This is a genomic window from Pseudomonas sp. NFACC10-1 (genome assembly GCF_900119195.1).
Taxonomy (GTDB): domain Bacteria; phylum Pseudomonadota; class Gammaproteobacteria; order Pseudomonadales; family Pseudomonadaceae; genus Aquipseudomonas; species Aquipseudomonas cerasi.
Genome location: NZ_FPJB01000001.1, coordinates 96,977 through 118,717 on the forward strand (window position 1 = coordinate 96,977; position 21,741 = coordinate 118,717).

Annotated in this window: 16 protein-coding genes and 3 tRNA genes; 12 read left to right on the plus strand and 7 right to left on the minus strand. The window is 58.2% G+C overall.

Translation table 11 applies throughout. From position 1 onward, the window contains the following. Positions 1–8: 8 nt before the first annotated feature. The 3 genes from BT119_RS00340 to BT119_RS00350 all read left to right on the plus strand — a co-directional run bounded on the left by BT119_RS00340 (position 9) and on the right by BT119_RS00350 (position 2,951). On the plus strand, positions 9–809 hold the full coding sequence (locus tag BT119_RS00340; RefSeq protein ID WP_004414065.1) for a carbohydrate ABC transporter permease: 801 nt from the start codon (positions 9–11) through the stop codon (positions 807–809). A 12-nt stretch (positions 810–821) separates the two neighbouring features. Then, positions 822–1,094 carry a DUF2160 domain-containing protein gene (locus BT119_RS00345; RefSeq protein WP_003415748.1) on the plus strand — a complete coding sequence of 91 codons (273 nt, stop codon included), beginning with the start codon at positions 822–824 and terminating at the stop codon, positions 1,092–1,094. An 84-nt stretch (positions 1,095–1,178) separates the two neighbouring features. After that, positions 1,179–2,951, plus strand: a complete 1,773-nt coding sequence (locus tag BT119_RS00350; RefSeq protein WP_072364429.1) for an ABC transporter substrate-binding protein — start codon at positions 1,179–1,181, stop codon at positions 2,949–2,951. Positions 2,952–3,012: 61 nt separating this feature from the next. Here BT119_RS00350 and folD read toward each other — a convergent pair whose 3' ends face one another. After that, complete coding sequence (folD, locus tag BT119_RS00355) at positions 3,013–3,867, minus strand: bifunctional methylenetetrahydrofolate dehydrogenase/methenyltetrahydrofolate cyclohydrolase FolD (protein ID WP_003368557.1); 855 nt, start codon at positions 3,865–3,867, stop codon at positions 3,013–3,015. Positions 3,868–4,160: 293 nt separating this feature from the next. Between folD and BT119_RS00360 the strand changes: the two genes are divergently transcribed. The 9 genes from BT119_RS00360 to BT119_RS00400 all read left to right on the plus strand — a co-directional run bounded on the left by BT119_RS00360 (position 4,161) and on the right by BT119_RS00400 (position 13,434). Then, positions 4,161–4,237, plus strand: a tRNA-Arg gene (locus BT119_RS00360). 51 nt (positions 4,238–4,288) lie between these two features. Beyond that, positions 4,289–4,364, plus strand: a tRNA-His gene (locus BT119_RS00365). Positions 4,365–4,420: 56 nt separating this feature from the next. Next, positions 4,421–4,505 (plus strand) — tRNA-Leu (locus tag BT119_RS00370). A 383-nt stretch (positions 4,506–4,888) separates the two neighbouring features. Further along, positions 4,889–6,199, plus strand: a complete 1,311-nt coding sequence (gene tig / locus BT119_RS00375; protein WP_003315274.1) for a trigger factor — start codon at positions 4,889–4,891, stop codon at positions 6,197–6,199. Between the two features lie 91 nt (positions 6,200–6,290). Continuing rightward, positions 6,291–6,932, plus strand: a complete 642-nt coding sequence (gene clpP / locus BT119_RS00380; RefSeq protein ID WP_002552734.1) for an ATP-dependent Clp endopeptidase proteolytic subunit ClpP — start codon at positions 6,291–6,293, stop codon at positions 6,930–6,932. Positions 6,933–7,038: 106 nt separating this feature from the next. Then, positions 7,039–8,322 (plus strand): ATP-dependent Clp protease ATP-binding subunit ClpX, encoded by a 1,284-nt coding sequence (gene clpX / locus BT119_RS00385; protein WP_003368559.1) that lies wholly within the window; start codon positions 7,039–7,041, stop codon positions 8,320–8,322. Between the two features lie 207 nt (positions 8,323–8,529). After that, positions 8,530–10,926, plus strand: coding sequence for an endopeptidase La (lon, locus tag BT119_RS00390; protein ID WP_003368560.1), 2,397 nt, complete (start codon positions 8,530–8,532; stop codon positions 10,924–10,926). Positions 10,927–11,072: 146 nt separating this feature from the next. Then, positions 11,073–11,345: an HU family DNA-binding protein gene (locus BT119_RS00395; protein WP_002552737.1), complete on the plus strand. Its 273-nt coding sequence runs from the start codon at positions 11,073–11,075 to the stop codon at positions 11,343–11,345. A 205-nt stretch (positions 11,346–11,550) separates the two neighbouring features. Beyond that, positions 11,551–13,434, plus strand: a complete 1,884-nt coding sequence (locus BT119_RS00400) for a SurA N-terminal domain-containing protein (protein ID WP_003368563.1) — start codon at positions 11,551–11,553, stop codon at positions 13,432–13,434. Between the two features lie 93 nt (positions 13,435–13,527). On the opposite strand, the gene fabI is transcribed toward BT119_RS00400, so the two are convergent. Genes fabI through BT119_RS00430 form a run of 6 tightly spaced genes read right to left on the minus strand, consistent with a single transcriptional unit; the run spans position 13,528 to position 21,737 of the window. Then, on the minus strand, positions 13,528–14,322 hold the full coding sequence (fabI, locus tag BT119_RS00405; RefSeq protein ID WP_003368564.1) for an enoyl-ACP reductase FabI: 795 nt from the start codon (positions 14,320–14,322) through the stop codon (positions 13,528–13,530). 24 nt (positions 14,323–14,346) lie between these two features. Beyond that, a complete protein-coding gene (locus tag BT119_RS00410) occupies positions 14,347–15,957 on the minus strand; it encodes an ABC transporter ATP-binding protein (RefSeq protein ID WP_004414034.1) in 1,611 nt (536 codons plus the stop codon). Position 15,958: 1 nt separating this feature from the next. Beyond that, complete coding sequence (locus tag BT119_RS00415) at positions 15,959–16,978, minus strand: ABC transporter permease (RefSeq protein ID WP_003368568.1); 1,020 nt, start codon at positions 16,976–16,978, stop codon at positions 15,959–15,961. A 1-nt stretch (position 16,979) separates the two neighbouring features. Beyond that, a complete protein-coding gene (locus BT119_RS00420) occupies positions 16,980–18,053 on the minus strand; it encodes a microcin C ABC transporter permease YejB (protein ID WP_004414031.1) in 1,074 nt (357 codons plus the stop codon). Between the two features lies 1 nt (position 18,054). Further along, complete coding sequence (locus tag BT119_RS00425) at positions 18,055–19,911, minus strand: extracellular solute-binding protein (RefSeq protein WP_003368572.1); 1,857 nt, start codon at positions 19,909–19,911, stop codon at positions 18,055–18,057. After that, complete coding sequence (locus tag BT119_RS00430) at positions 19,908–21,737, minus strand: extracellular solute-binding protein (RefSeq protein ID WP_003368574.1); 1,830 nt, start codon at positions 21,735–21,737, stop codon at positions 19,908–19,910. The genes BT119_RS00425 and BT119_RS00430 overlap by 4 nt, the downstream gene beginning before the upstream one ends. Positions 21,738–21,741: the final 4 nt, after the last annotated feature.

The following is a 21,741-nucleotide window of genomic DNA, read 5'->3' on the forward strand; positions in this document are numbered from 1 at the left end:
GGCTGGTCATGAGTCTGCGCAAAACCATACCGCTGTGGATTTACCTGTTGTTTCTGCTGGTGCCGATCTACTGGCTGATCAACATGTCGTTCAAGACCAATACCGAGATCCTGGGTGGCCTGACCCTGTGGCCGCAGGATTTCACCCTGGCCAACTACAAGGTGATCTTCACTGACGAGAGCTGGTACAGCGGCTACCTCAACTCGCTGTACTACGTGTGCCTCAATACCGTGATATCGCTGAGCGTCGCACTGCCGGCAGCCTATGCGTTTTCACGCTATCGTTTTCTCGGCGACAAGCACCTGTTCTTCTGGCTGCTGACCAACCGCATGGCACCACCGGCAGTCTTCCTGCTGCCATTTTTCCAACTGTATTCGTCCATCGGCCTGTTTGACACGCACATCGCCGTTGCACTGGCGCACTGTCTGTTCAACGTTCCGCTGGCCGTATGGATTCTGGAGGGTTTCATGTCCGGTGTTCCCAAGGAAATCGATGAAACGGCCTACATAGACGGTTACAGCTTTCCCAAGTTTTTCGTGAAGATTTTCATTCCACTGATTGGCTCGGGTATCGGTGTCACCGCGTTTTTCTGCTTCATGTTCTCCTGGGTCGAGCTGTTGCTGGCGCGCACCCTGACGTCGGTGAACGCCAAGCCGATCGCTGCGGTGATGACCCGCACCGTCTCGGCATCGGGTATCGATTGGGGGGTGCTGGCGGCGGCAGGGGTGTTGACCATTCTGCCGGGCATGCTGGTGATCTGGTTCGTTCGCAACCATGTGGTCAAGGGCTTTGCTCTTGGTCGTGTCTGAGGAGTCGAAAAAATGGAGTGGATGTCCTGGACACTGCCCACTGCGGCCTTCTTTATCAGCATTGCGCTGCTGCTGGCAGGAATGACCGTATGGGAATTGCGCTCGGCAAGTATCGAGCGCCGCGGTTTTCTGCCGATTGCCACCACGCGTGGCGACCGTCTTTTCATTGGGCTTTTAGGTAGCGCTTATCTGCATTTGCTGGTGATCGGCGCGACGGACTGGAGCATCTGGATCGCTTCTGGGGCTTCCCTGGTGTGGCTGTTGGTGGTGATGCGTTGGGGTTAGAGGGCGGCCGGGCGTGGTTGCCGGGGTGATCCGGTCGGCAGTATTGAAAAAGCGGGACTACATGAAAGCAACCTGGAGATGACTATGTTCAATAAGAAAAACAAGCTGCAACATAGCGTGACGCTGGCAACCATGATCATGCTCAGCGGGTTGAGCGTGTCGGCATGGGCGGATCAGTACGAAGATGCGGCGAAGAAGTGGGCGGCGAGCGAGTTCAAGCCGAGCACGCTTTCCGATGCCGAGCAGTTGAAAGAGCTGGAGTGGTTCATCGAAGCTGCCAAGCCGTTTCGTGGCATGGACATCAAGGTGGTGTCGGAAACCCTGACCACCCATGAATACGAGTCCAAGACCCTGGCCAAGGCGTTCACCGAAATCACCGGTATCAAAGTCACCCATGACTTGCTGCAGGAAGGTGATGTCATCGAAAAGCTGCAGACCGCCATGCAGTCGGACAAGAGTATCTACGACGGCTGGGTCAACGATTCGGACCTGATCGGTACGCACTTTCGCTACGGCAAGGCCCTGTCTCTGACGGATCTGATGGCCAGTCCGGAAGGCAGCAAAGTCACGTCGCCGACGCTGGACCTGAAAGACTTCATCGGCACCTCGTTTACCACTGCTCCGGATGGCAAGCTTTATCAACTGCCTGACCAGCAGTTCGCCAACCTGTACTGGTTTCGTGCCGACTGGTTCGAACGTCCCGACCTGAAAAAGAAATTCAAGGACAAGTACGGCTATGAGCTGGGCGTTCCGGTCAACTGGTCGGCTTACGAGGACATCGCCAAGTTCTTCAGCGAAGACGTCAAGGAGATCGACGGCAAGAAAGTCTTCGGGCACATGGACTATGGCAAGAAAGACCCGTCACTGGGCTGGCGTTTCACCGATGCCTGGTTCTCCATGGCCGGCAGCGGCGACAAGGGTTTGCCTAACGGTCTGCCGGTGGATGAGTGGGGTATTCGCGTCGAAGACTGCCATCCGGTCGGCTCCAGCATTACCCGCGGTGGCGACACCAACGGCCCGGCGGCAGTGTTTGCTACGCAGAAATACATCGACTGGCTGAAAGCCTATGCGCCGCCGGAAGCGGCGGGCATGACCTTCTCCGAATCCGGGCCGGTGCCGTCGCAGGGTAACGTCGCGCAACAGATTTTCTGGTACACCGCCTTTACCGCCGACATGACCAAGCCGGGCCTGCCGGTAATGAATGCTGACGGCACGCCGAAGTGGCGCATGGCGCCTTCGCCGAAAGGCCCTTACTGGAAGGAAGGCATGAAGCTTGGCTACCAGGATGTGGGTTCATGGACGTTCCTGAAGTCGTCCGACGAGAAAAAGCGTCTGGCCGCCTGGCTGTATGCGCAGTTCGTGACCTCGAAAAGCGTTTCGCTGAAGAAAACCATCGTCGGCCTGACGCCGATTCGCGAGTCGGACATCAACTCCAAAGAGATGACCGCGCTGGCGCCCAAGCTGGGAGGTCTGGTGGAGTTCTATCGCAGCCCGGCCCGCGTTCAATGGTCGCCTACCGGCACCAACGTGCCTGACTATCCGAAGCTGGCACAGCTGTGGTGGAGCCATGTGGCCGAGGCGGTCACTGGCGAGAAGACTGCGCAGGAGGCCCTCGACGGTCTGGCCAAGGACCAGGATGCAATCATGACGCGCATTGAGCGCTCCAAGGTTCAGGACGCCAGCAAGTGTGCGCCGAAGATGAATCCGGAAACCACCGCGGAAGCCTGGTACAAGAAGGCCGAAGAGAGCAACGGCAAGTTCCTCGCACCACAGCGCAAACTGGCCAACGAGAAACCCAAGGGTGAAACCATCGCCTACGCTGACCTGCTGAAAAGCTGGGAGGCTGGCAAGAAGTAAGGTTTTGTCGAGGTAAAAAAACGGCACCTTGAAGGTGCCGTTTTTTATTGCTGCAGGCTGATCAGTCGTGCAGGGTTTCTGCGGCGTACAGCGTGTTTTCCAGCAGGCAGGCGCGGGTCATGGGGCCAACGCCGCCCGGAACCGGAGTGATCCAGCCGGCGCGGGGCAGGGCGGTCTCGTAAACCACGTCGCCTACTAGCTTGCCGTCTTCCTGGCGATTGATGCCGACATCGATGACGATGGCACCTGGCTTGATCCATTCGCCTTTGACAAGGCCCGGCTTGCCGGCGGCAACCACCACCAGATCGGCACGACCTACATGGCCTGCCAGATCCTTGGTGAAACGGTGGGTCACCGTGACGGTGCAGCCCGCCAGCAGCAGTTCCATTGCCATTGGGCGACCGACGATGTTGGACGCACCGACGACGACGGCATCCAGCCCGTACAGGTCGACACCGGTGCTTTCCAGCAGGGTGATGATGCCTTTTGGGGTGCACGGGCGCAGCAGCGGGATGCGCTGGGCGAGACGGCCCACGTTATAAGGATGGAAACCGTCCACGTCCTTGTCCGGGCGAATGCGCTCCAGCAGCAGCGAAGCATCGAGGTGCGCAGGCAAGGGCAGTTGCAGCAGGATGCCGTCGACAGCGGCATCCTCGTTGAGGCGGTCGATCAGATCGGTCAGTGCGGTCTGAGTGGTCTCAGCGGGCAAGTCGTAGGCCTGGGAGATAAAGCCGACTTCCTCGCAGTCCTTGCGCTTGTGAGAGACATAGACCTGGGACGCGGGGTCGCTGCCGACCAGAATCACCGCGAGGCCCGGCGTACGCAGACCTTGCTGGCTACGTTCGGCGACACGTTTGGCGATCTGCTGGCGCAGGCTGGCGGCGATCGCCTTGCCGTCGATTAGTTTTGCAGTCATGACGCGTGATTAACCATCGAGAGGAAATAAAATGAGCGCGCATTCTCGCATGACATGACGCGAGGGCAAAGGCGATTGCTTTGTATATTCAGCTAACTCCTTTATCTAGCTGAATTTTTTTCAAAAAAAGGTTGACGACCCCAGGGGCCGTCTATAAGATTCGTCGCACTTGCCGGGCAGAGCCCAGCACTGGTTAAGCTAGCACTGGTTGATTCGGTCAGGCAGAGTTGCAAATCAGCTCGGTGTGATTGAAAGCCTTTTAGTTTGTTATCGCAAGAATACAAATTATATAAGTGCCCGTAGCTCAGCTGGATAGAGCATCCGCCTTCTAAGCGGATGGTCGCAGGTTCGAGTCCTGCCGGGTGCGCCATTTAAGGCATCTTTGGCACAGCAAGTAAGTTTTATCGTCACGCGCAATATGGTGGGCGTAGCTCAGTTGGTAGAGCACAGGATTGTGACTCCTGCGGTCGTGGGTTCGAACCCCATCGTCCACCCCATATTAAGAAGGGCGCCAGATTCATAGTCTGGCGCCTTTGCTTTAAAAGTCTGAAATGCGGATGTGGTGGAATTGGTAGACACACTGGATTTAGGTTCCAGCGCCGCAAGGTGTGAGAGTTCGAGTCTCTCCGTCCGCACCAGGATAAATGTAGCCGACTATCAGTGTTTCGGTTGCAAAAAGGTACAAAAAGAAAGCCGCCTAGTGCGGCTTTTTTTGTTTTGGCGTATTCGTTCCATCGCCTCGCTGGTCCGTCGGCCCTGTCGCCGTCGGTCGATCGAGGCGTGCTATGCAGATGGATTCGGTCATCGTCCGGTGCAGATGCTTCCTTATATAGGGGCCGTGCCAGACACGTCGCGAGTGATGCGAGGTGTTTTCCTTTCTCCTCCGGCTGCAGGCCGATTCCTTCTTGTTAACCCGCCCTTTTTCAGTAGGGTGACTTCTTGAGTTTGACCCACTAGAATGCATGCCCTTGATTCTGGGGTCGGAAACGGCCGGCTAACGTCTGTGCAACGAGGAATATCCATGCAAGTTTCTGTTGAAAATACTTCCGCTCTTGAGCGCCGCATGACCATTGGCGTGCCTGCCGAGCGCATCGAGACCGAAGTCAACAAGCGTCTGCAACAGACCGCGCGCAAAGCCAAGATCCCGGGCTTCCGCCCTGGCAAGGTGCCTATGAGCGTGATTCGTCAGCGTTACGAGGACGGCGCACGTCAGGAAGCACTGGGCGATCTGATTCAGGCTACTTTTTATGAAGCTGTGGTTGAGCAGAAGCTGAACCCGGCTGGTGCTCCTGCTGTAGAGCCCAAGTCGTTCGAAAAAGGCAAAGATCTGGAATACGTGGCTACTTTCGAAGTATTCCCGGAATTCACCGTTGCCGGCTTCGATAGCATCTCCGTAGAGCGCCTGTCTGCCGACGTGGCCGACAGCGATCTGGACAACATGCTTGAAGTGCTGCGCAAGCAGAACGTTCGTTTCGAAGTGGCTGATCGTGCTGCCCAGAACGAAGACCAGTTGAACATCGATTTCGTCGGCAAGGTCGACGGCGAAGTGTTCGCTGGCGGTTCCGCTACCGGTACCCAGCTGGTGCTGGGTTCGGGCCGCATGATCCCTGGTTTCGAAGACGGTCTGGTTGGCGCCAAGGCCGGTGAAGAGCGCGTTCTGAACGTGACCTTCCCAGAGGACTATCAGAACCTCGAGCTGGCCGGCAAGGCTGCCGAGTTCACCGTGACCGTCAACACCGTTTCCGAGCCAAAGCTGCCTGAGCTGAACGAAGAGTTCTTCAAGCAGTTCGGTATCAAGGAAACCGGTATCGAAGGCTTCCGCACCGAAGTTCGCAAGAACATGGAGCGCGAGCTGCGTCAGGCGATCAAGTCCAAGGTCAAGAATCAGGTCATGGACGGTCTGCTGGCCGCCAACCCGATCGAAGTGCCCAAGGCGCTGCTGGAAAACGAAGTCAACCGTCTGCGTGTGCAGGCCGTTCAGCAGTTCGGTGGCAACATCAAGCCTGACCAGCTGCCGGCAGAGCTGTTCGAAGAGCAGGCCAAGCGCCGCGTCGAGCTGGGTCTGATCGTTGCCGAGGTCGTCAAGCAGTTCGACCTCAAGCCTGATGATGCTCGCGTTCGCGAAATGATTCAGGAAATGGCCTCTGCCTATCAGGAGCCTGAGCAGGTCGTTGCCTGGTACTACAAGAACGAGCAGCAAATGAACGAGGTACGTTCTGTTGTGCTTGAAGAGCAAGTTGTAGATACTGTTTTGCAGAAAGCTAGCGTGACCGACAAATCGGTCTCCTACGAAGAAGCTGTCAAGCCGGTGGAAGCTCCAAAAGCCGACTGATTTCTCTTTTCGTGCGAAAACACCCACAAGCCAGCCTTCGCGCTGGCTTGTGCGTATTCAAGACTCGACTATTTGGGAGTGAATGCAGGACATGTCCCGCAATTCTTATATTCAGCAGAACTCTGACATCCAGGCCGCTGGCGGCCTGGTCCCGATGGTTATCGAGCAGTCCGCCCGTGGCGAACGCGCCTATGACATCTATTCGCGCCTTCTCAAGGAGCGAGTCATCTTTATGGTGGGTCCGGTAGAGGACTACATGGCCAACCTTATCGCGGCGCAACTGCTTTTCCTTGAAGCGGAAAACCCGGACAAGGATATCCATCTCTACATCAACTCGCCGGGCGGTTCGGTGACTGCAGGCATGTCGATCTACGACACCATGCAGTTCATCAAGCCGGACGTTTCGACCATCTGTATCGGTCAGGCTTGCAGCATGGGTGCATTCCTGCTGGCCGGCGGTGCAGAAGGCAAGCGTCACTGCCTGCCCAACTCGCGAATGATGATTCACCAGCCGCTGGGCGGTTTCCAGGGTCAGGCGTCGGACATCGACATCCATGCCAAGGAAATCCTGCACATTCGTCATCGTCTCAACTCGCTGCTGGCTCATCACACCGGCCAGAGCCTCGAAACCATCGAGCGCGATACCGAGCGTGACAACTTCATGAGCGCAGAGCGTGCAGCCGAATACGGCCTGATCGACTCGGTGATCAACAAGCGTCAAATGCCTGCCTAAGCGGCTCAAAATGTGGGGGGTCGGGACAACCGACCGCCTGCGGACTTGAAAAAGCCCGCAATAGCCTTCATCTTGTGTTGCAAGCCTACCGGATTGGATCGATCGAATGACTGACACCCGCAACGGCGAGGACAACGGCAAATTGCTCTATTGCTCCTTCTGTGGCAAAAGCCAGCATGAAGTGCGCAAATTGATTGCCGGCCCCTCGGTCTTTATCTGCGACGAGTGCGTCGACCTGTGCAACGACATCATCCGTGAGGAGGTGCAGGAAGCCCAGGCCGAAAGCAGCGCGCATAAATTGCCTTCGCCAAAAGAAATCAGCGGCATCCTTGACCAGTATGTAATCGGTCAGGAACGTGCCAAAAAGGTTCTCGCAGTAGCGGTGTACAACCACTACAAGCGTCTGAATCAGCGTGACAAGAAGAACGACGACGTCGAACTGGGCAAGAGTAACATCCTGCTGATCGGACCTACCGGTTCCGGCAAGACGTTGCTGGCCGAAACTCTGGCTCGCCTGCTCAACGTACCGTTCACCATCGCTGACGCCACCACCCTGACCGAAGCCGGTTATGTGGGTGAGGACGTCGAAAACATTATCCAGAAGCTGTTGCAGAAATGTGATTACGATGTCGAGAAGGCCCAGATGGGCATTGTCTACATCGACGAAATCGACAAGATTTCGCGCAAATCCGACAACCCTTCGATCACTCGTGACGTGTCCGGTGAAGGCGTGCAGCAAGCCTTGCTGAAACTGATCGAGGGCACCGTGGCTTCCGTTCCGCCTCAAGGTGGTCGCAAGCACCCGCAGCAGGAATTCCTGCAGGTGGACACGCGTAATATCCTCTTTATCTGCGGTGGCGCCTTCTCGGGCCTGGAAAAGGTCATTCAGAACCGTTCCACCCGTGGCGGCATCGGCTTCAACGCCGAGGTTCGCAGCAAGGAGGAGGGCAAGAAGGTCGGCGAGTCGCTGCGTGAAGTCGAACCTGACGATCTGGTCAAGTTCGGTCTGATTCCCGAGTTCGTGGGCCGTCTGCCGGTGCTTGCAACGCTGGACGAGCTGGATGAGGCTGCGTTGATACAGATCCTCACCGAGCCGAAGAACGCACTGACCAAGCAGTATGCCAAGCTGTTCGAGATGGAAGGTGTGGACCTCGAGTTCCGTACCGATGCGCTGAAATCGGTTGCCCGTCGCGCGCTGGAGCGCAAGACCGGTGCCCGTGGCCTGCGTTCGATCCTCGAGGGCGTGCTGCTCGACACCATGTACGAAATCCCGTCGCAGAGCGATGTGAGCAAGGTGGTGATCGACGAAAGCGTTATCGATGGCACGTCCAAGCCGTTGTTGATCTACGAAAACAACGAGCCGCCTGCCAAGGTTGCTCCCGACGCATAAACGCATGTTCATATGCGTGTGAAGTAATACTTAAGGGGGCCTTTTTGGTCCCCTTTTGCATTTTTAAGCTGTTCATTCGTTTTGTATGAAGAAACTGATCTTGGCGGGTCGCGCCTCTAGAGCTTGTTTTTTTCTGACGCTACCCCCATCTTGGCTTCAAGCTAATTCCATCTGTCCCGGCCAATTGGCCGCCGTAGAGGCGAAATCATGAAGACCACTATTGAATTGCCTCTCTTGCCATTGCGTGATGTCGTGGTTTATCCGCACATGGTTATCCCGCTGTTCGTGGGGCGCGAGAAGTCTATCGAAGCCCTTGAAGCGGCAATGACAGGCGACAAGCAGATCCTGCTGCTCGCGCAAAGAAACCCGGCTGACGACGATCCTGATGAAAAGGCTCTGTACAGCGTCGGCACCATTGCCACCGTATTGCAATTGCTCAAGCTGCCCGATGGCACCGTCAAGGTGCTGGTCGAAGGTGAGCAGCGTGGTTCGGTAGAGCGTTTTATCGAAGTCGATGGCCACTACCGCGCAGACGTCTCGCTGATCGACGAAGTCGATGCACCGGACCGTGAATCCGAAGTGTTCGTGCGCAGCCTGCTGGCTCAATTCGAGCAGTATGTGCAACTGGGCAAGAAGGTCCCCGCAGAGGTCCTGTCGTCGCTTAACAGCATCGATGAGCCTGGTCGCCTGGTTGACACCATGGCCGCGCACATGGCGCTCAAAATCGAGCAGAAGCAGGAAATACTCGAGATTATCGACCTGTCAGCCCGTGTCGAGCACGTGCTGGCCTTGCTGGATGCCGAAATCGACCTGCTGCAGGTCGAAAAGCGCATTCGCGGTCGCGTTAAGAAGCAAATGGAGCGCAGCCAGCGCGAGTACTACCTGAATGAGCAGATGAAGGCCATTCAGAAGGAACTGGGCGATGGCGACGAAGGCCACAACGAAATCGAAGAGCTGAAAAAGCGCATCGATGCCGCGGGTCTGCCCAAGGACGCTCTGACCAAGGCGAATGCCGAGCTGAACAAGCTCAAGCAGATGTCGCCGATGTCCGCCGAAGCGACCGTGGTGCGTTCCTACATCGACTGGCTGGTTCAGGTGCCGTGGAAGGCGCAGAGCAAGGTACGTCTGGACCTTGCGCGTGCCGAAGCGATTCTCGATGCCGACCATTACGGTCTGGACGAAGTCAAGGAACGCATCCTCGAATACCTCGCCGTGCAAAAGCGCGTGAAGAAGATTCGTGGCCCTGTGCTGTGTCTGGTAGGTCCACCGGGTGTGGGTAAAACCTCCCTGGCCGAGTCTATCGCCAACGCAACCAACCGTAAATTCGTGCGGATGGCACTCGGCGGCGTGCGTGACGAGGCTGAAATTCGTGGTCATCGCCGGACTTACATCGGTTCGATGCCAGGAAGATTGATACAAAAAATGACAAAGGTGGGCGTTCGCAACCCGCTGTTCCTGCTTGACGAAATCGACAAGATGGGCAGCGACATGCGTGGCGATCCGGCGTCGGCATTGCTCGAGGTGCTTGATCCCGAGCAGAACCACAATTTCAACGATCACTACCTTGAGGTCGACTACGATCTTTCGGACGTGATGTTCCTTTGCACGTCGAACTCGATGAACATTCCGCCAGCCTTGCTGGACCGGATGGAAGTCATTCGCCTGCCGGGCTACACCGAAGACGAAAAGATCAACATCGCCGTCAAGTACCTCTCGCCCAAGCAGATTCAGGCCAACGGCTTGAAGAAAGGCGAGATCAGTTTTGATGAGGATGCGATCCGCGACATCATCCGTTACTACACCCGTGAAGCGGGCGTGCGCGGGCTTGAGCGTCAGATTGCCAAGGTCTGCCGCAAGGCGGTCAAAGAGCACGCGATGGAAAAACGTTTCGCGGTTCAGGTCACAGCCGACATGCTCGAGCACTTCCTGGGCGTGCGCAAGTTCCGCTACGGGCTGGCAGAGCAGCAGGATCAGATCGGTCAGGTCACCGGCCTGGCGTGGACGCAGGTGGGTGGTGAATTGCTGACCATCGAGGCTGCCGTGGTATCGGGCAAGGGCCAGTTGATCAAGACCGGTTCGCTCGGGGATGTGATGGTCGAATCCATTACCGCAGCCCAGACCGTGGTTCGCAGCCGGGCCCGTAGCCTGGGCATTCCAGCTGATTTCCACGAGAAACACGACACGCATATCCACATGCCGGAAGGCGCCACGCCGAAGGATGGACCGAGCGCTGGTGTGGGCATGTGCACCGCCCTTGTTTCGGCGCTTACGCAGATCCCTGTGCGTGCGGATGTGGCAATGACGGGCGAAATTACTTTGCGTGGTCAAGTGCTGGCGATTGGTGGTTTGAAGGAAAAACTGCTGGCTGCACACCGTGGCGGAATCAAGACGGTGATCATTCCAGAAGAAAACGTGCGTGATTTGAAGGAGATTCCTGACAATATCAAGCAGGATCTGCAGATCAAGCCCGTTAAATGGATTGACGAAGTCCTGCAAATTGCGCTGCAATACGCGCCGGAGCCTTTGCCGGACGTGGCTACAGATCTGGTCGCCAAGGAAGAGAAGCGCGAGTCTGACTCTAAGGACAGAATTAGCACGCATTAAGTCTGGGCAGGCTTCCTTGACAGCTTTTTAGAGCCCTTGTTATAAAGCGGCTCTTTAAAGCAATCACTGGCAAGCCTTCCAGCGCTCGTTTTGCTTAACACCTAAAACTTAGAAACATACTCAATATAGAGATAAGGGGACTTAGAGTGAACAAGTCGGAACTGATTGATGCTATCGCTGCATCTGCTGATATCCCGAAAGCTGCTGCTGGCCGCGCGCTGGACGCAGTGATCGAATCCGTCACTGGCGCTCTGAAGGCTGGCGACTCGGTTGTTTTGGTTGGCTTTGGTACGTTCTCCGTGACTGATCGTCCTGCTCGCATCGGTCGCAACCCTCAGACTGGCAAGACGCTGGAAATCGCTGCTGCCAAGAAACCAGGTTTCAAAGCCGGTAAAGCTCTTAAAGAAGCTGTCAACTAAGCCTCTCTATGCCTTTGCCCGCTGGATCGGGCCTGTCCTGATCCAGTAGCGGAGCGGTGGTGCACTCGGTTGCGACACCGAGGGGTTCGAGCCCTACCGCTTCGTCAGTTACGAGAAGGCGCATCCTCGGATGCGCCTTTCTTCTATCCGCTTTCTACCCACGCTCCGCGGTTGGTTAGTCAGTACAACCGTTTTGGGGGACGCAATGCTGCAGAACATCAGGGACAATTCACAAGGCTGGATTGCCAAGACAATTATCGGACTCATCATCGCCTTGATGGCCTTCACCGGCATCGAAGCGATGTTTACCGCTACCAGCAACAAGCAGAACGCGGCTGAAGTCAACGGCGAGGACATCTCTCAGAATGAGTTGAGCCAGGCTGTCGACATGCAGCGCCGCCAGTTGGCTCAGCAGCTTTCGCAACAGCTGGGCAAGGATTTCGATCCTGCCATGCTGGATGAAAAGCTGCTGCGCGAATCAGCGCTCAAGGGCCTGATCGACCGCAAGCTGCTACTGCAAGGCGCGGCGGATGCCAAGTTCTCGTTTTCCGACGCGGCACTGGATCAGCAGCTTTTGCAGACGCCTGAATTTCAGGTGGACGGTAAATTCAGCGCTGACCGTTTCGATCAGGTGATTCGCCAGTTGGGTTACAGCCGTCTGCAGTTCCGCCAGATGCTGGGTCAGGAAATGCTCATCGGTCAGGTGCGTGCAGGTGTTGCCGGCAGTGCCTTTGTAACCGACGCACAGGTTGAAGCCTTCGCACGCCTCGAAAAGCAGACCCGTGATTTCGCGTCGCTGACCCTGCCTGCCGATACCTCGGCGGTCAAGGTGACCGATGACGAAGTCAAGGCGCATTACGACGAGCATGCCAAGGAGTTCATGAGCCCTGAGCAGGTCGTACTCGACTACATCGAATTGAAGAAGTCGTCCTTCTTCGACAAGGTGCAGGTCAAGGACGAGGACCTGCAGGCGGCTTATCAGAAGGAAATCGCCAATCTGTCCGAACAGCGTCGTGCGGCACACATCCTGATCGAAGTGAACGACAAGCTGAATGACGAGCAGGCCAAGGCGAAGATTGAAGAAATTCAGCAGCGTCTGGCCAAGGGTGAGGATTTCGCGGCATTGGCCAAGGAATACTCGCAGGACCCTGGTTCGTCCAACAAGGGTGGTGATCTGGGCTACGCAGGCAAGGGTGTCTATGACCCGGCTTTCGAAGAGGCACTGTATGCCTTGAACAAGGATCAGGTTTCGCAGCCGGTGCGTACCGATTTCGGCTGGCACCTGATCAAGCTGCTGGGTGTTGAAGCACCTTCGGTGCCGACCTTTGCCAGTCTGAAAAGCAAGCTGACCAACGATTTGAAATCGCAGCTGGTCGAGCAGAAGTTTGTCGAAGTGACCAAGCAACTGGAAGACTCGGCGTTCGAATCGTCCGACCTGTCCCAGCCGGCACAGGACCTGGGCCTGAAGGTTCAGACCACTGCACCGTTCGGTCGTGAGGGCGGCGAAGGCCTGACGGCCAACCGTGCGGTCATCCAGGCGGCATTCAGCCCTGAAGTGCTGGAAGAAGGCGCCAACAGCAACACGCTGGAGCTGGATCCGGAAACCGTTGTGGTGGTGCGCTCCAAAGAGCACCTGCAACCGCAGCAGTTGCCACTTGAGAGCGTTGCCAGCTCTATTCGCGCTCAACTGGTCAAGGAGCATGCTTCGGCAGCTGCCAAGGCCAAGGGCGAGGCGCTGCTGGCCGGTCTGCGTGAGGGCAAGATTCCTTTGGCTGCCAAGCAGGACGGTCGTGACTGGAAGATGATGGAAGCGGTCACTCGCAGTCAGGAAGGGGTTGACCCTCAAGTGCTGCAGACGCTGTTCCGCATGCCCAAGCCGACAGGCAAGGACAAGCCGGAATTCGCCAGCATCACTGCTTCGGATGGCAGCTTCGTGATCGTCCGTCTCAATGGCGTCAACCAGGCGGCTGCGCCGACTGACGCCGAGAAGGCACAATACCGTCGCTTCCTCGCCTCCCGCGAGGGGCAGCAGGATTTCGCGGCGTACCGTGCACAGCTGGAAAGCAAGGCGAAGATCGAGAAGTTCTAGGCTCGAAACGCGTAAACAAAGAAGGCCGCTCATTGAGCGGCCTTCTTTTTGAGTCCGGAAAAGTGCCGCTCGCAAGGAGCGGCGTTTACCGTATCACTCGTCCATGCTGCCCATCGCGGTGGTGTTGAAGCCGCCGTCGACGTACATGATTTCACCGCTGATGCCCGACGCCAGGTCGGAGCACAGGAACGCGCCGGCGTTGCCGACTTCGTCGATGGTGACGTTGCGGCGCAGAGGGGTCTGCGCTTCGTTGGCCGCCAGCATCTTGCGGAAGTTCTTGATGCCTGACGCGGCCAGGGTGCGGATCGGGCCGGCCGATACAGCATTGACGCGAGTACCTTCCGGGCCGAGGCTGCCGGCCAGGTAACGAACGCCAGCTTCCAGGCTGGCCTTGGCCATGCCCATGACGTTGTAGTTGGGCATGGTGCGCTCTGCGCCCAGGTAGGACAGGGTCAGCAGGCTGCCGTTGCGGCCCTTCATCATTTCGCGACCGGCCTTGGCCAGGGCCACGAAGCTGTAGGCGCTGATGTCATGAGCGATGCGGAAACCTTCGCGCGTGGTGGCTTCGGTGAAGTCGCCATCGAGCTGGTCGCCAGGCGCGAAGCCGACCGAGTGAACGATCACGTCCAGGCCGTCCCACTTCTTGCTCAGCTCTTCGAAGACCTTGTTGATCTCTTCGTCGCTGGCCACATCGCAAGGGAAGCACAGCTCAGGGCCCGAACCCCAGCCTGCGGCGAACTCTTCGACACGACCCTTGAGTTTGTCGTTCTGGTAGGTGAAGGCAAGCTCTGCGCCTTCACGATGCATGGCGGCGGCAATACCGGATGCGATGGACAGTTTACTGGCGACACCGACGATCAGGACGCGCTTACCGGCGAGAAAACCCATGTGTTGTTCCTCTTCAGGTTCAGGTTAATCGACAGCTACCGGCGCCAGGAAGGCGGCCTCCAGCAGCTGCTGTGTATAAGGATGTTGCGGTGCGGCGAAGATATCCTGCGCTGCACCCTGTTCGACCACTTGGCCTTGCTTGACCACCATCAACTGGTGGCTCAGCGCTTTGACGACAGCCAGGTCATGGCTGATGAACAAATACGTCAGGTTGTACTTGGTTTGCAGCGAGCGAAGCAGCTCGACGACCTGACGCTGTACGGTCCGGTCGAGGGCCGAGGTCGGCTCGTCCAGCAAAATCAGCGCCGGCTTCAAGACCAGCGCACGTGCAATGGCGATCCGCTGGCGTTGGCCACCGGAGAACTCGTGAGGGTAGCGGTGCCGGGTATCCGGGTCCAGACCAACCTCCCTGAGCGCTTCGATAATCGCCGTCTGCTGTTCGGCGGCCGTACCCATGCCGTGGATTCGCAAGCCTTCGCCAACGATTTCAGCCACCGACATGCGCGGGCTCAAACTGCCAAACGGGTCCTGGAAAACCACTTGCATCTGCCTGCGCAGCGGACGGATTTGCTGTTGCGACAGGGATTCTAGCGCGTTGCCCTTGAACCGTATGGTGCCCTGACTGCCGATCAGTCGAAGAATCGCCAGGCCCAGCGTCGATTTGCCCGACCCGCTTTCACCCACAATACCCAGTGTTTGCCCTTGCGGCAGGCTGAAACGTATGCCGTCCACCGCCTTGACGTGGTCGACCGTACGCTTGAGCAGGCCTTTTTTGATCGGGAACCAGACTTTCAGGTCCTCGACTTCAAGCAGCGGGGCGCCGGCGGTGTTGGTCGATGGACCGCCGCTGGGCTCCGCGCTGAGCAACACTTGGGTGTAAGGATGTTGCGGCGAACGGAACAATTCTTCGCACGATGCCTGTTCGACGATGCAACCGCGCTGCATGACACATACTCGGTTGGCTATTTGCCTTACCACGTTCAAATCGTGGCTGATCAGCAGCAGTGCCATGCCCAGGCGAGCCTGCAACTGCTTGAGCAGCTCGAGGATTTTCAGCTGTACCGTCACATCCAGCGCAGTGGTCGGTTCGTCGGCAATCAGCAGCTCGGGTTCATTGGCCAGGGCCATGGCGATCATCACACGCTGACGCTGGCCACCTGAAAGCTCGTGTGGCAGCGCTTTGAGGCGTTTGTGTGGCTCAGGTATGCCGACCAGATCGAGCAGCTCCAGCGTGCGCTCGGTGGCGGCCTTGCCAGTCAGGCCCTTGTGCAGGCCCAGCACCTCGTTGATCTGTTTTTCCACCGAATGCAGCGGATTGAGCGAGGTCATCGGTTCCTGGAAGATCATGGCGATGCGGTTGCCACGGATCGAACGCAGTTTTTTCTCTTCGACCTTCAGCAGGTCTTCACCCGCGTAGCGGATCGTGCCGCTAGGGTGGCTGGCGATGGGGTAGGGCAGCAGGCGCAGGATCGAGTGCGCGGTGACTGACTTGCCCGAACCGCTTTCGCCGACCAGCGCCAGCGTTTCACCGCGACGAATATCGAAGCTGATGTTCTCGACCACGCGTTGCCGCGAGTCGCCCGTCACGAACTCGACCGCCAGATCGCGGATTTCGATCAGATTGTCATTGTTCATCTTATTTCCTTGGGTCGAAAGCATCGCGGGCGGATTCGCCGATGAACACAAGCAGACTCAGCATGATGGCCAGCACAGCGAAGGCGCTGATGCCCAGCCAGGGCGCCTGCAGGTTGGATTTGCCCTGCGCTACCAGCTCGCCCAGTGACGGCGAGCCGGCGGGTAGGCCGAAGCCCAGAAAGTCCAGCGCCGTCAGGGTGCCGATGGCCCCGGTGAGAATGAACGGCAGAAAGGTCATGGTCGATACCATGGCGTTGGGCAGGATATGGCGGAACATGATTGCGCCGTTCTCCATGCCCAGCGCCCGCGCGGCCCTTACGTATTCCAGATTGCGGCCACGCAGGAACTCGGCGCGCACCACGTCCACCAGGCTCATCCAGGAAAACAACAGCATGATGCCCAACAACCACCAGAAGTTGGGTTGTACGAAGCTGGCAAGGATGATCAGCAGATACAGTACCGGCAGGCCCGACCAGACCTCGAGGAAGCGCTGGCCCAGCAGGTCGACCCAGCCGCCATAAAAGCCCTGCAAGGCGCCGGCGATGACGCCGATGATCGAGCTGAGGATGGTCAGGGTCAGGGCGAACAGTACCGAAATCCTGAAACCGTAGATCACCCGTGCCAGGACGTCACGGCCCTGATCATCGGTGCCCAGCAGGTTCTCCCGCGAAGGCGGCGCCGGAGCAGGGACTTTCAGGTCGTAGTTGATGCTCTGGTAGCTGAACGGGATGGGTGCCCACAGGGTCCAGCCATCCTTCGCGGCGAGCAGTTCCTTGATGTATGGGCTCTTGTAGTTGGCTTCCAGCGGGAATTCGCCACCGAAGGTGGTTTCCGGGTAACGCTCGAATACCGGGAAATACCAGTGGCCGTCGTAGCGCACAGCCAGCGGTTTATCGTTGGCGATCAGTTCGGCGCCCAGGCTCAGGCCGAACAGAATCAGGAACAGCCACAATGACCACCAGCCACGCCTGTTGGCCTTGAAGCGTTCGAAGCGACGGCGATTGAGAGGAGACAGCTTCATATCAATGCTTCCTGCTTTCGAAGTCGATGCGCGGGTCTACGAGGGTGTAGGTGATATCGCCGATCAGCTTCACCACCAGCCCCAGCAGGGTGAAGATGAACAGCGTGCCGAACACCACCGGATAGTCGCGGTTGATCGCGGCTTCAAAACTCATCAGGCCCAGGCCGTCCAGCGAAAAGATCACTTCCACCAGCAGCGAGCCGGTGAAGAAGATACCGATGAACGCCGACGGGAAGCCGGCGATCACCAGCAGCATGGCGTTGCGAAACACATGGCCGTAGAGCACCTTGTGGTTGCTCAGGCCCTTGGCTTTGGCCGTGGTCACGTATTGCTTGCTGATTTCGTCGAGAAAGCTGTTCTTGGTCAGCAGCGTCATGGTGGCAAAGTTGCCGATCACCAGTGCGGTGACGGGCAATACCAGATGCCAGAAGTAATCGAATAGCTTGCCCAGCGTGCTCAGTTCATCGTAATTGTTGGAGGTCAGCCCGCGCAGTGGAAACCAGTTGAAGTAGCTGCCCCCGGCAAACACCACGATCAGCAGAATCGCGAACAGGAACGCCGGAATGGCATAGCCGACAATGATTGCCGAACTGGTCCATACGTCGAACTGGCTGCCGTGGCGCGTGGCCTTGGCAATCCCCAGCGGGATCGACACCAGGTACATGATCAGGGTGCTCCATAACCCGAGGGAAATGGACACCGGCATCTTCTCGACAATCAGGTCGATGACCTTGGCATCACGAAAGAAGCTGTCGCCGAAATCCAGCGTGGCGTAGTTCTTGATCATGATCCACAGGCGTTCCGGCGCCGACTTGTCGAAACCGTACATGCGTTCGATTTCCTTGATCAATGCCGGGTCCAGGCCTTGCGCGCCGCGGTAGTTGGAGCCGGCCACCGATACTTCGGCGCCGCCCCCGGCTATCCGGCTGGTGGCGCCATCGAAGCCTTCGATCTTGGCGATCATCTGTTCGACCGGGCCACCGGGGGCGGCCTGAATGATGACGAAGTTGATGATCAGGATGCCGAGCAGGGTAGGGATGATCAGCAGCAGCCGTCGCAGAATATAAGCCAGCATGTTATTGCTCCGCGTTCGCAGGCTTGGCCTGATCAGGGGCTGACGGGGTCGCGGCCACCGGTTTGACATCCGGCCTGGCCCACCAGGTCATCAGGCCGATATCGGAAAGTGCTTCGGCCTTGGGATGGTCGAGGTGATTCCAGTAAGCCACCCGCCAAGTCTTGATGTGCCAGTTCGGAACGACGTAAAAGCCCCACAGCAGCACACGGTCCAGTGCCTTGGTATGGGTGATCAGGCTTTGCCGTGAGTCGGCGTTGATCAGGCCGTTGACCAGCTCATCCACCGCAGGGTCCTTGAGGCCCATGAAGTTGCGGCTGCCCGGGTTGTCGGCGCTGGATGAGTCGAAGTACACGCGCTGCTCGTTACCGGGCGAGCTGGACTGCGGATAGCCAGTGACAATCATGTCGTAGTCCCGCGAGCGCAGGCGGTTGATGTATTGCGACACGTCGGCCCGACGAATCACCAGTTCGATACCCAGGTCGCTCAGGTTGCGCTTGTAAGGCAGCAGAATGCGCTCGAACTCGGTCTGGGCCATCAGAAACTCGATTTTTACCGGGTTGCCCTGCGCGTCGACCATCTTGTCGTCGACGATCTTCCAGCCCGCCTCCTGCAACAGCTGGAAGGCCCGGCGCTGCTGCGGACGGATCATACCGCTGCCATCGGTGACCGGCAGGGTGAAGGGTTCGCTGAACACGCGATCCGGAATCTTGCCGCGCAACGGTTCCAGAAGCTTGAGTTCTTCGGCAGACGGCAGGCCGCTGGCGGCCATTTCCGAGTTGTCGAAATAACTTTTGGTGCGGCTGTACGAGCCGTTGAACAGCTGTTTGTTGGTCCACTCGAAGTCCAGCAGCAGAGTCAGCGCCTCACGGACCCTGACGTCCTGAAACACCGGCTTGCGAAGGTTAAAGACAAAGCCCTGCATGCCCGTCGGGTTGCCATTGGGAAGCTCTTCCTTGATCAGCCTGCCGTCGCGCACTGCGGGCGTGTCGTAAGCGGTTGCCCAGTTCTTGGCACTGGTTTCCAGCCAATAGTCGAATTGCCCGGCCTTGCCGGCCTCCAGCGCTACCGTATTGTCGCGGTAGTAGTCGGTGGTCAGCACGTCAAAGTTGTAGAAACCCTTGTTGATTGGCAGGTCCTTTGCCCAGTAATCCTTGACCCGCTCATAACTCACCGAACGACCGGCCTTCACGTCGGCGACCTTGTAAGGTCCGCTGCCCAGCGGGAAGTCCAGGTTGCCCTTGCTGAAGTCGCGATCGGCCCAGAAATGCTTGGGCAGCACCGGCAACTGGCCAAGGATCAGCGGCAACTCGCGGCTGCCCTTGTGCTTGAACTTGAACAGCACGCGCAACGGATCTTCGACGATGACCTGATCGACGTCGGCGTAGTAGCCCTTGTACATGGGCGAACCGTGCTCCATCAGGGTCTTGAAGCTGAATTCGACGTCGTCGGCGCGGATCGGGTGGCCGTCATGAAAGCGCGCCTCGGGGCGCAGATAGAAACGCACCCAGCTGTTGTCCGGGGACTTCTCGATCTTGCCCGCGATCAGTCCGTATTCAGTGAATGGCTCATCCAGGCTCGAGCGGGCAAGGGTGTCGTAGATCAGACCGATATCGTCTGCCGGTACGCCTTTGTTGATGAACGGGTTGAAGCTGTCAAAGCCGCCGAAGCCTGCCTGACGCAGCGTGCCGCCCTTGGGGGCATCCGGATTCACGTAGTCGAAGTGCTTGAAATCAGCCGGGTACTTCGGCGCTTCGTCATACAGCGTCACGCCATGCTGAGGCGCAGCCTGTACTGTGCAGGCGAGGCTGGCCAGCAGCAGGCCGGCTGCCTGCGAGCGCAGGGAGTGCAGAGGGTTCATCGGGGCTTCTCCAGAGTCTTGAGCCACCACGCACGCAGCCCCAGGGTGTAGGGCGGGGTAGTGACCATGGCGAATCGGTTGCGATAGGCAAGCCGATGATTATTCAGATACCAGTTGGGGATGCTGTAGTGCTGAGACAGCAATACGCGGTCCAGCGCCCGCGCCGCGGCGACCTGTTCGTCCCGGGTTTGCGCGGCCAGCAGTTTGTTCAGCAGGGCATCGACCACGGGGTTGGCGATACCCGCGTAGTTCTTGCTGCCGTTGATCGCAGCCTGACTGGAATGGAAATACTGCCACTGCTCCAGACCGGGGCTCAGGGTCTGTTGCAGGGTCATCAGAATCATGTCGAAATCGAAACGGTCCAGACGTTGCTTGTACTGGGCGCGGTCGACGGTGCGCAGCCCTGCATTGATCCCCAGGCGGCGCAGGTCTTCGATGTAGGGTTGCAGAATGCGTTCGAGGTTGGGGTTGACCAGCAGGATCTCGAAGCGCAACGGTTGCTTGTCGGCATTGAGCAAACCCTTGTCCGACAGCGTCCAGCCAGCCTCGGCAAGCAGCTTCAGGGCCTTGCGCAAGGTCTCGCGCGGGATTCCGCCACCATCGGTTTTCGACGGGGCGAACGGCTGGGTGAACAGGCTGGCGGGCAACTGATCGCGGTAGGGCGCCAGGAGCAGCCATTCGGCCCCGGTCGGCAGGCCCGTCGCGGAAAATTCGCTATTGGGGTAGTAGCTGATCGAGCGGTCATAGGCGTCGCTGAACAGCGTGCGGTTGGTCCATTCGAAATTGAACAGCAGACCCAGGGCTTCGCGCACGCGGATGTCGGCGAAGGCGGCGCGCCGGGTGTTCATGAACAGTCCCTGGGTCTGTGTCGGTATGCGGTGGGGGATCTGCGCCTTGATCACCTGACCATTGGCCACCGCGGGGAAGTCGTAGCCACTGGCCCAGTTCTTGGCCTGATGCTCGATGTAGATGTCGAATTCACCCGCTTTGAACGCTTCGAACGCCACGTCGCTGTCGCGGTAGAACTCGACCTCGACCCGGTCGAAATTGTATTTGCCGCGGTTGACCGGCAAGTCCTTGCCCCAGTAATCCTTGACCCGCTCGAACACCAGTTGCCGACCCGGCTGCACGCGGGTGATGCGGTAAGGGCCACTGCCCAGCGGCGGCTCGAAGGTGGTCGCCTTGAAATCCCTGTCCTTCCAGTAATGTTGCGGCAACACCGGCAGTTCGCCCAGGCGCAGGATCAGCAGCGGGTTGCCCGAGCGCTTGAAGACAAACCGGATGCGATGACGATTGAGGATGTCGACGCGCTGCACTTCCTGCAAGGCGGTGCGGTATTGGGGGTGACCGTCCTTGAGCAGTGTCCGGTAGGAAAACGCCACGTCGTAGGCGGTAATGGGCTTGCCGTCATGGAAGCGCGCCTGCGGGCGCAGGTTGAACACCACCCAGCTGCGGTCCTCGCTGTATTCCACCGACTGGGCGATCAGCCCGTAACTGGAGGTCGGTTCATCGCCAGATGGGTCATATTGGCCTGTGCCGACCATCAGCGGTTCATTCAGCTCGTTGACACCATACTGCAGGAAGTTGCCAGTCGAGACCGGGCTGCTGCCCTTGAATGTGTAGGGGTTTAACGTGTCGAACGTGCCGAAGGCCATCATTCTCAGGGTGCCACCTTTCGGCGCCTCGGGATTGACCCAGTCGAAATGAGTGAAGCTGGCCGGGTACTTGAGAACACCAAACTGCGCGTAACCATGACTTTCGGTGATGGCTGCGTTGGCGCAGAAGCTCAAGGCCAGGCTGAGGGTCAGCAGGAAGGGACGTATCACGATC

Coding starts and splice junctions, on each gene's coding strand:
- clpX (WP_003368559.1), top strand. CDS start 7,039: ATGACTGACACCCGCAACGGCGAGGACAACGGCAAATTGCTCTATTGC.
- BT119_RS00400 (WP_003368563.1), top strand. CDS start 11,551: ATGCTGCAGAACATCAGGGACAATTCACAAGGCTGGATTGCCAAGACA.
- BT119_RS00410 (WP_004414034.1), bottom strand. CDS start 15,957: ATGAACAATGACAATCTGATCGAAATCCGCGATCTGGCGGTCGAGTTC.
- tig (WP_003315274.1), top strand. CDS start 4,889: ATGCAAGTTTCTGTTGAAAATACTTCCGCTCTTGAGCGCCGCATGACC.
- clpP (WP_002552734.1), top strand. CDS start 6,291: ATGTCCCGCAATTCTTATATTCAGCAGAACTCTGACATCCAGGCCGCT.
- BT119_RS00345 (WP_003415748.1), top strand. CDS start 822: ATGGAGTGGATGTCCTGGACACTGCCCACTGCGGCCTTCTTTATCAGC.
- BT119_RS00340 (WP_004414065.1), top strand. CDS start 9: ATGAGTCTGCGCAAAACCATACCGCTGTGGATTTACCTGTTGTTTCTG.
- lon (WP_003368560.1), top strand. CDS start 8,530: ATGAAGACCACTATTGAATTGCCTCTCTTGCCATTGCGTGATGTCGTG.
- BT119_RS00350 (WP_072364429.1), top strand. CDS start 1,179: ATGTTCAATAAGAAAAACAAGCTGCAACATAGCGTGACGCTGGCAACC.
- BT119_RS00420 (WP_004414031.1), bottom strand. CDS start 18,053: ATGCTGGCTTATATTCTGCGACGGCTGCTGCTGATCATCCCTACCCTG.
- BT119_RS00425 (WP_003368572.1), bottom strand. CDS start 19,911: ATGAACCCTCTGCACTCCCTGCGCTCGCAGGCAGCCGGCCTGCTGCTG.
- BT119_RS00415 (WP_003368568.1), bottom strand. CDS start 16,978: ATGAAGCTGTCTCCTCTCAATCGCCGTCGCTTCGAACGCTTCAAGGCC.
- folD (WP_003368557.1), bottom strand. CDS start 3,867: ATGACTGCAAAACTAATCGACGGCAAGGCGATCGCCGCCAGCCTGCGC.
- fabI (WP_003368564.1), bottom strand. CDS start 14,322: ATGGGTTTTCTCGCCGGTAAGCGCGTCCTGATCGTCGGTGTCGCCAGT.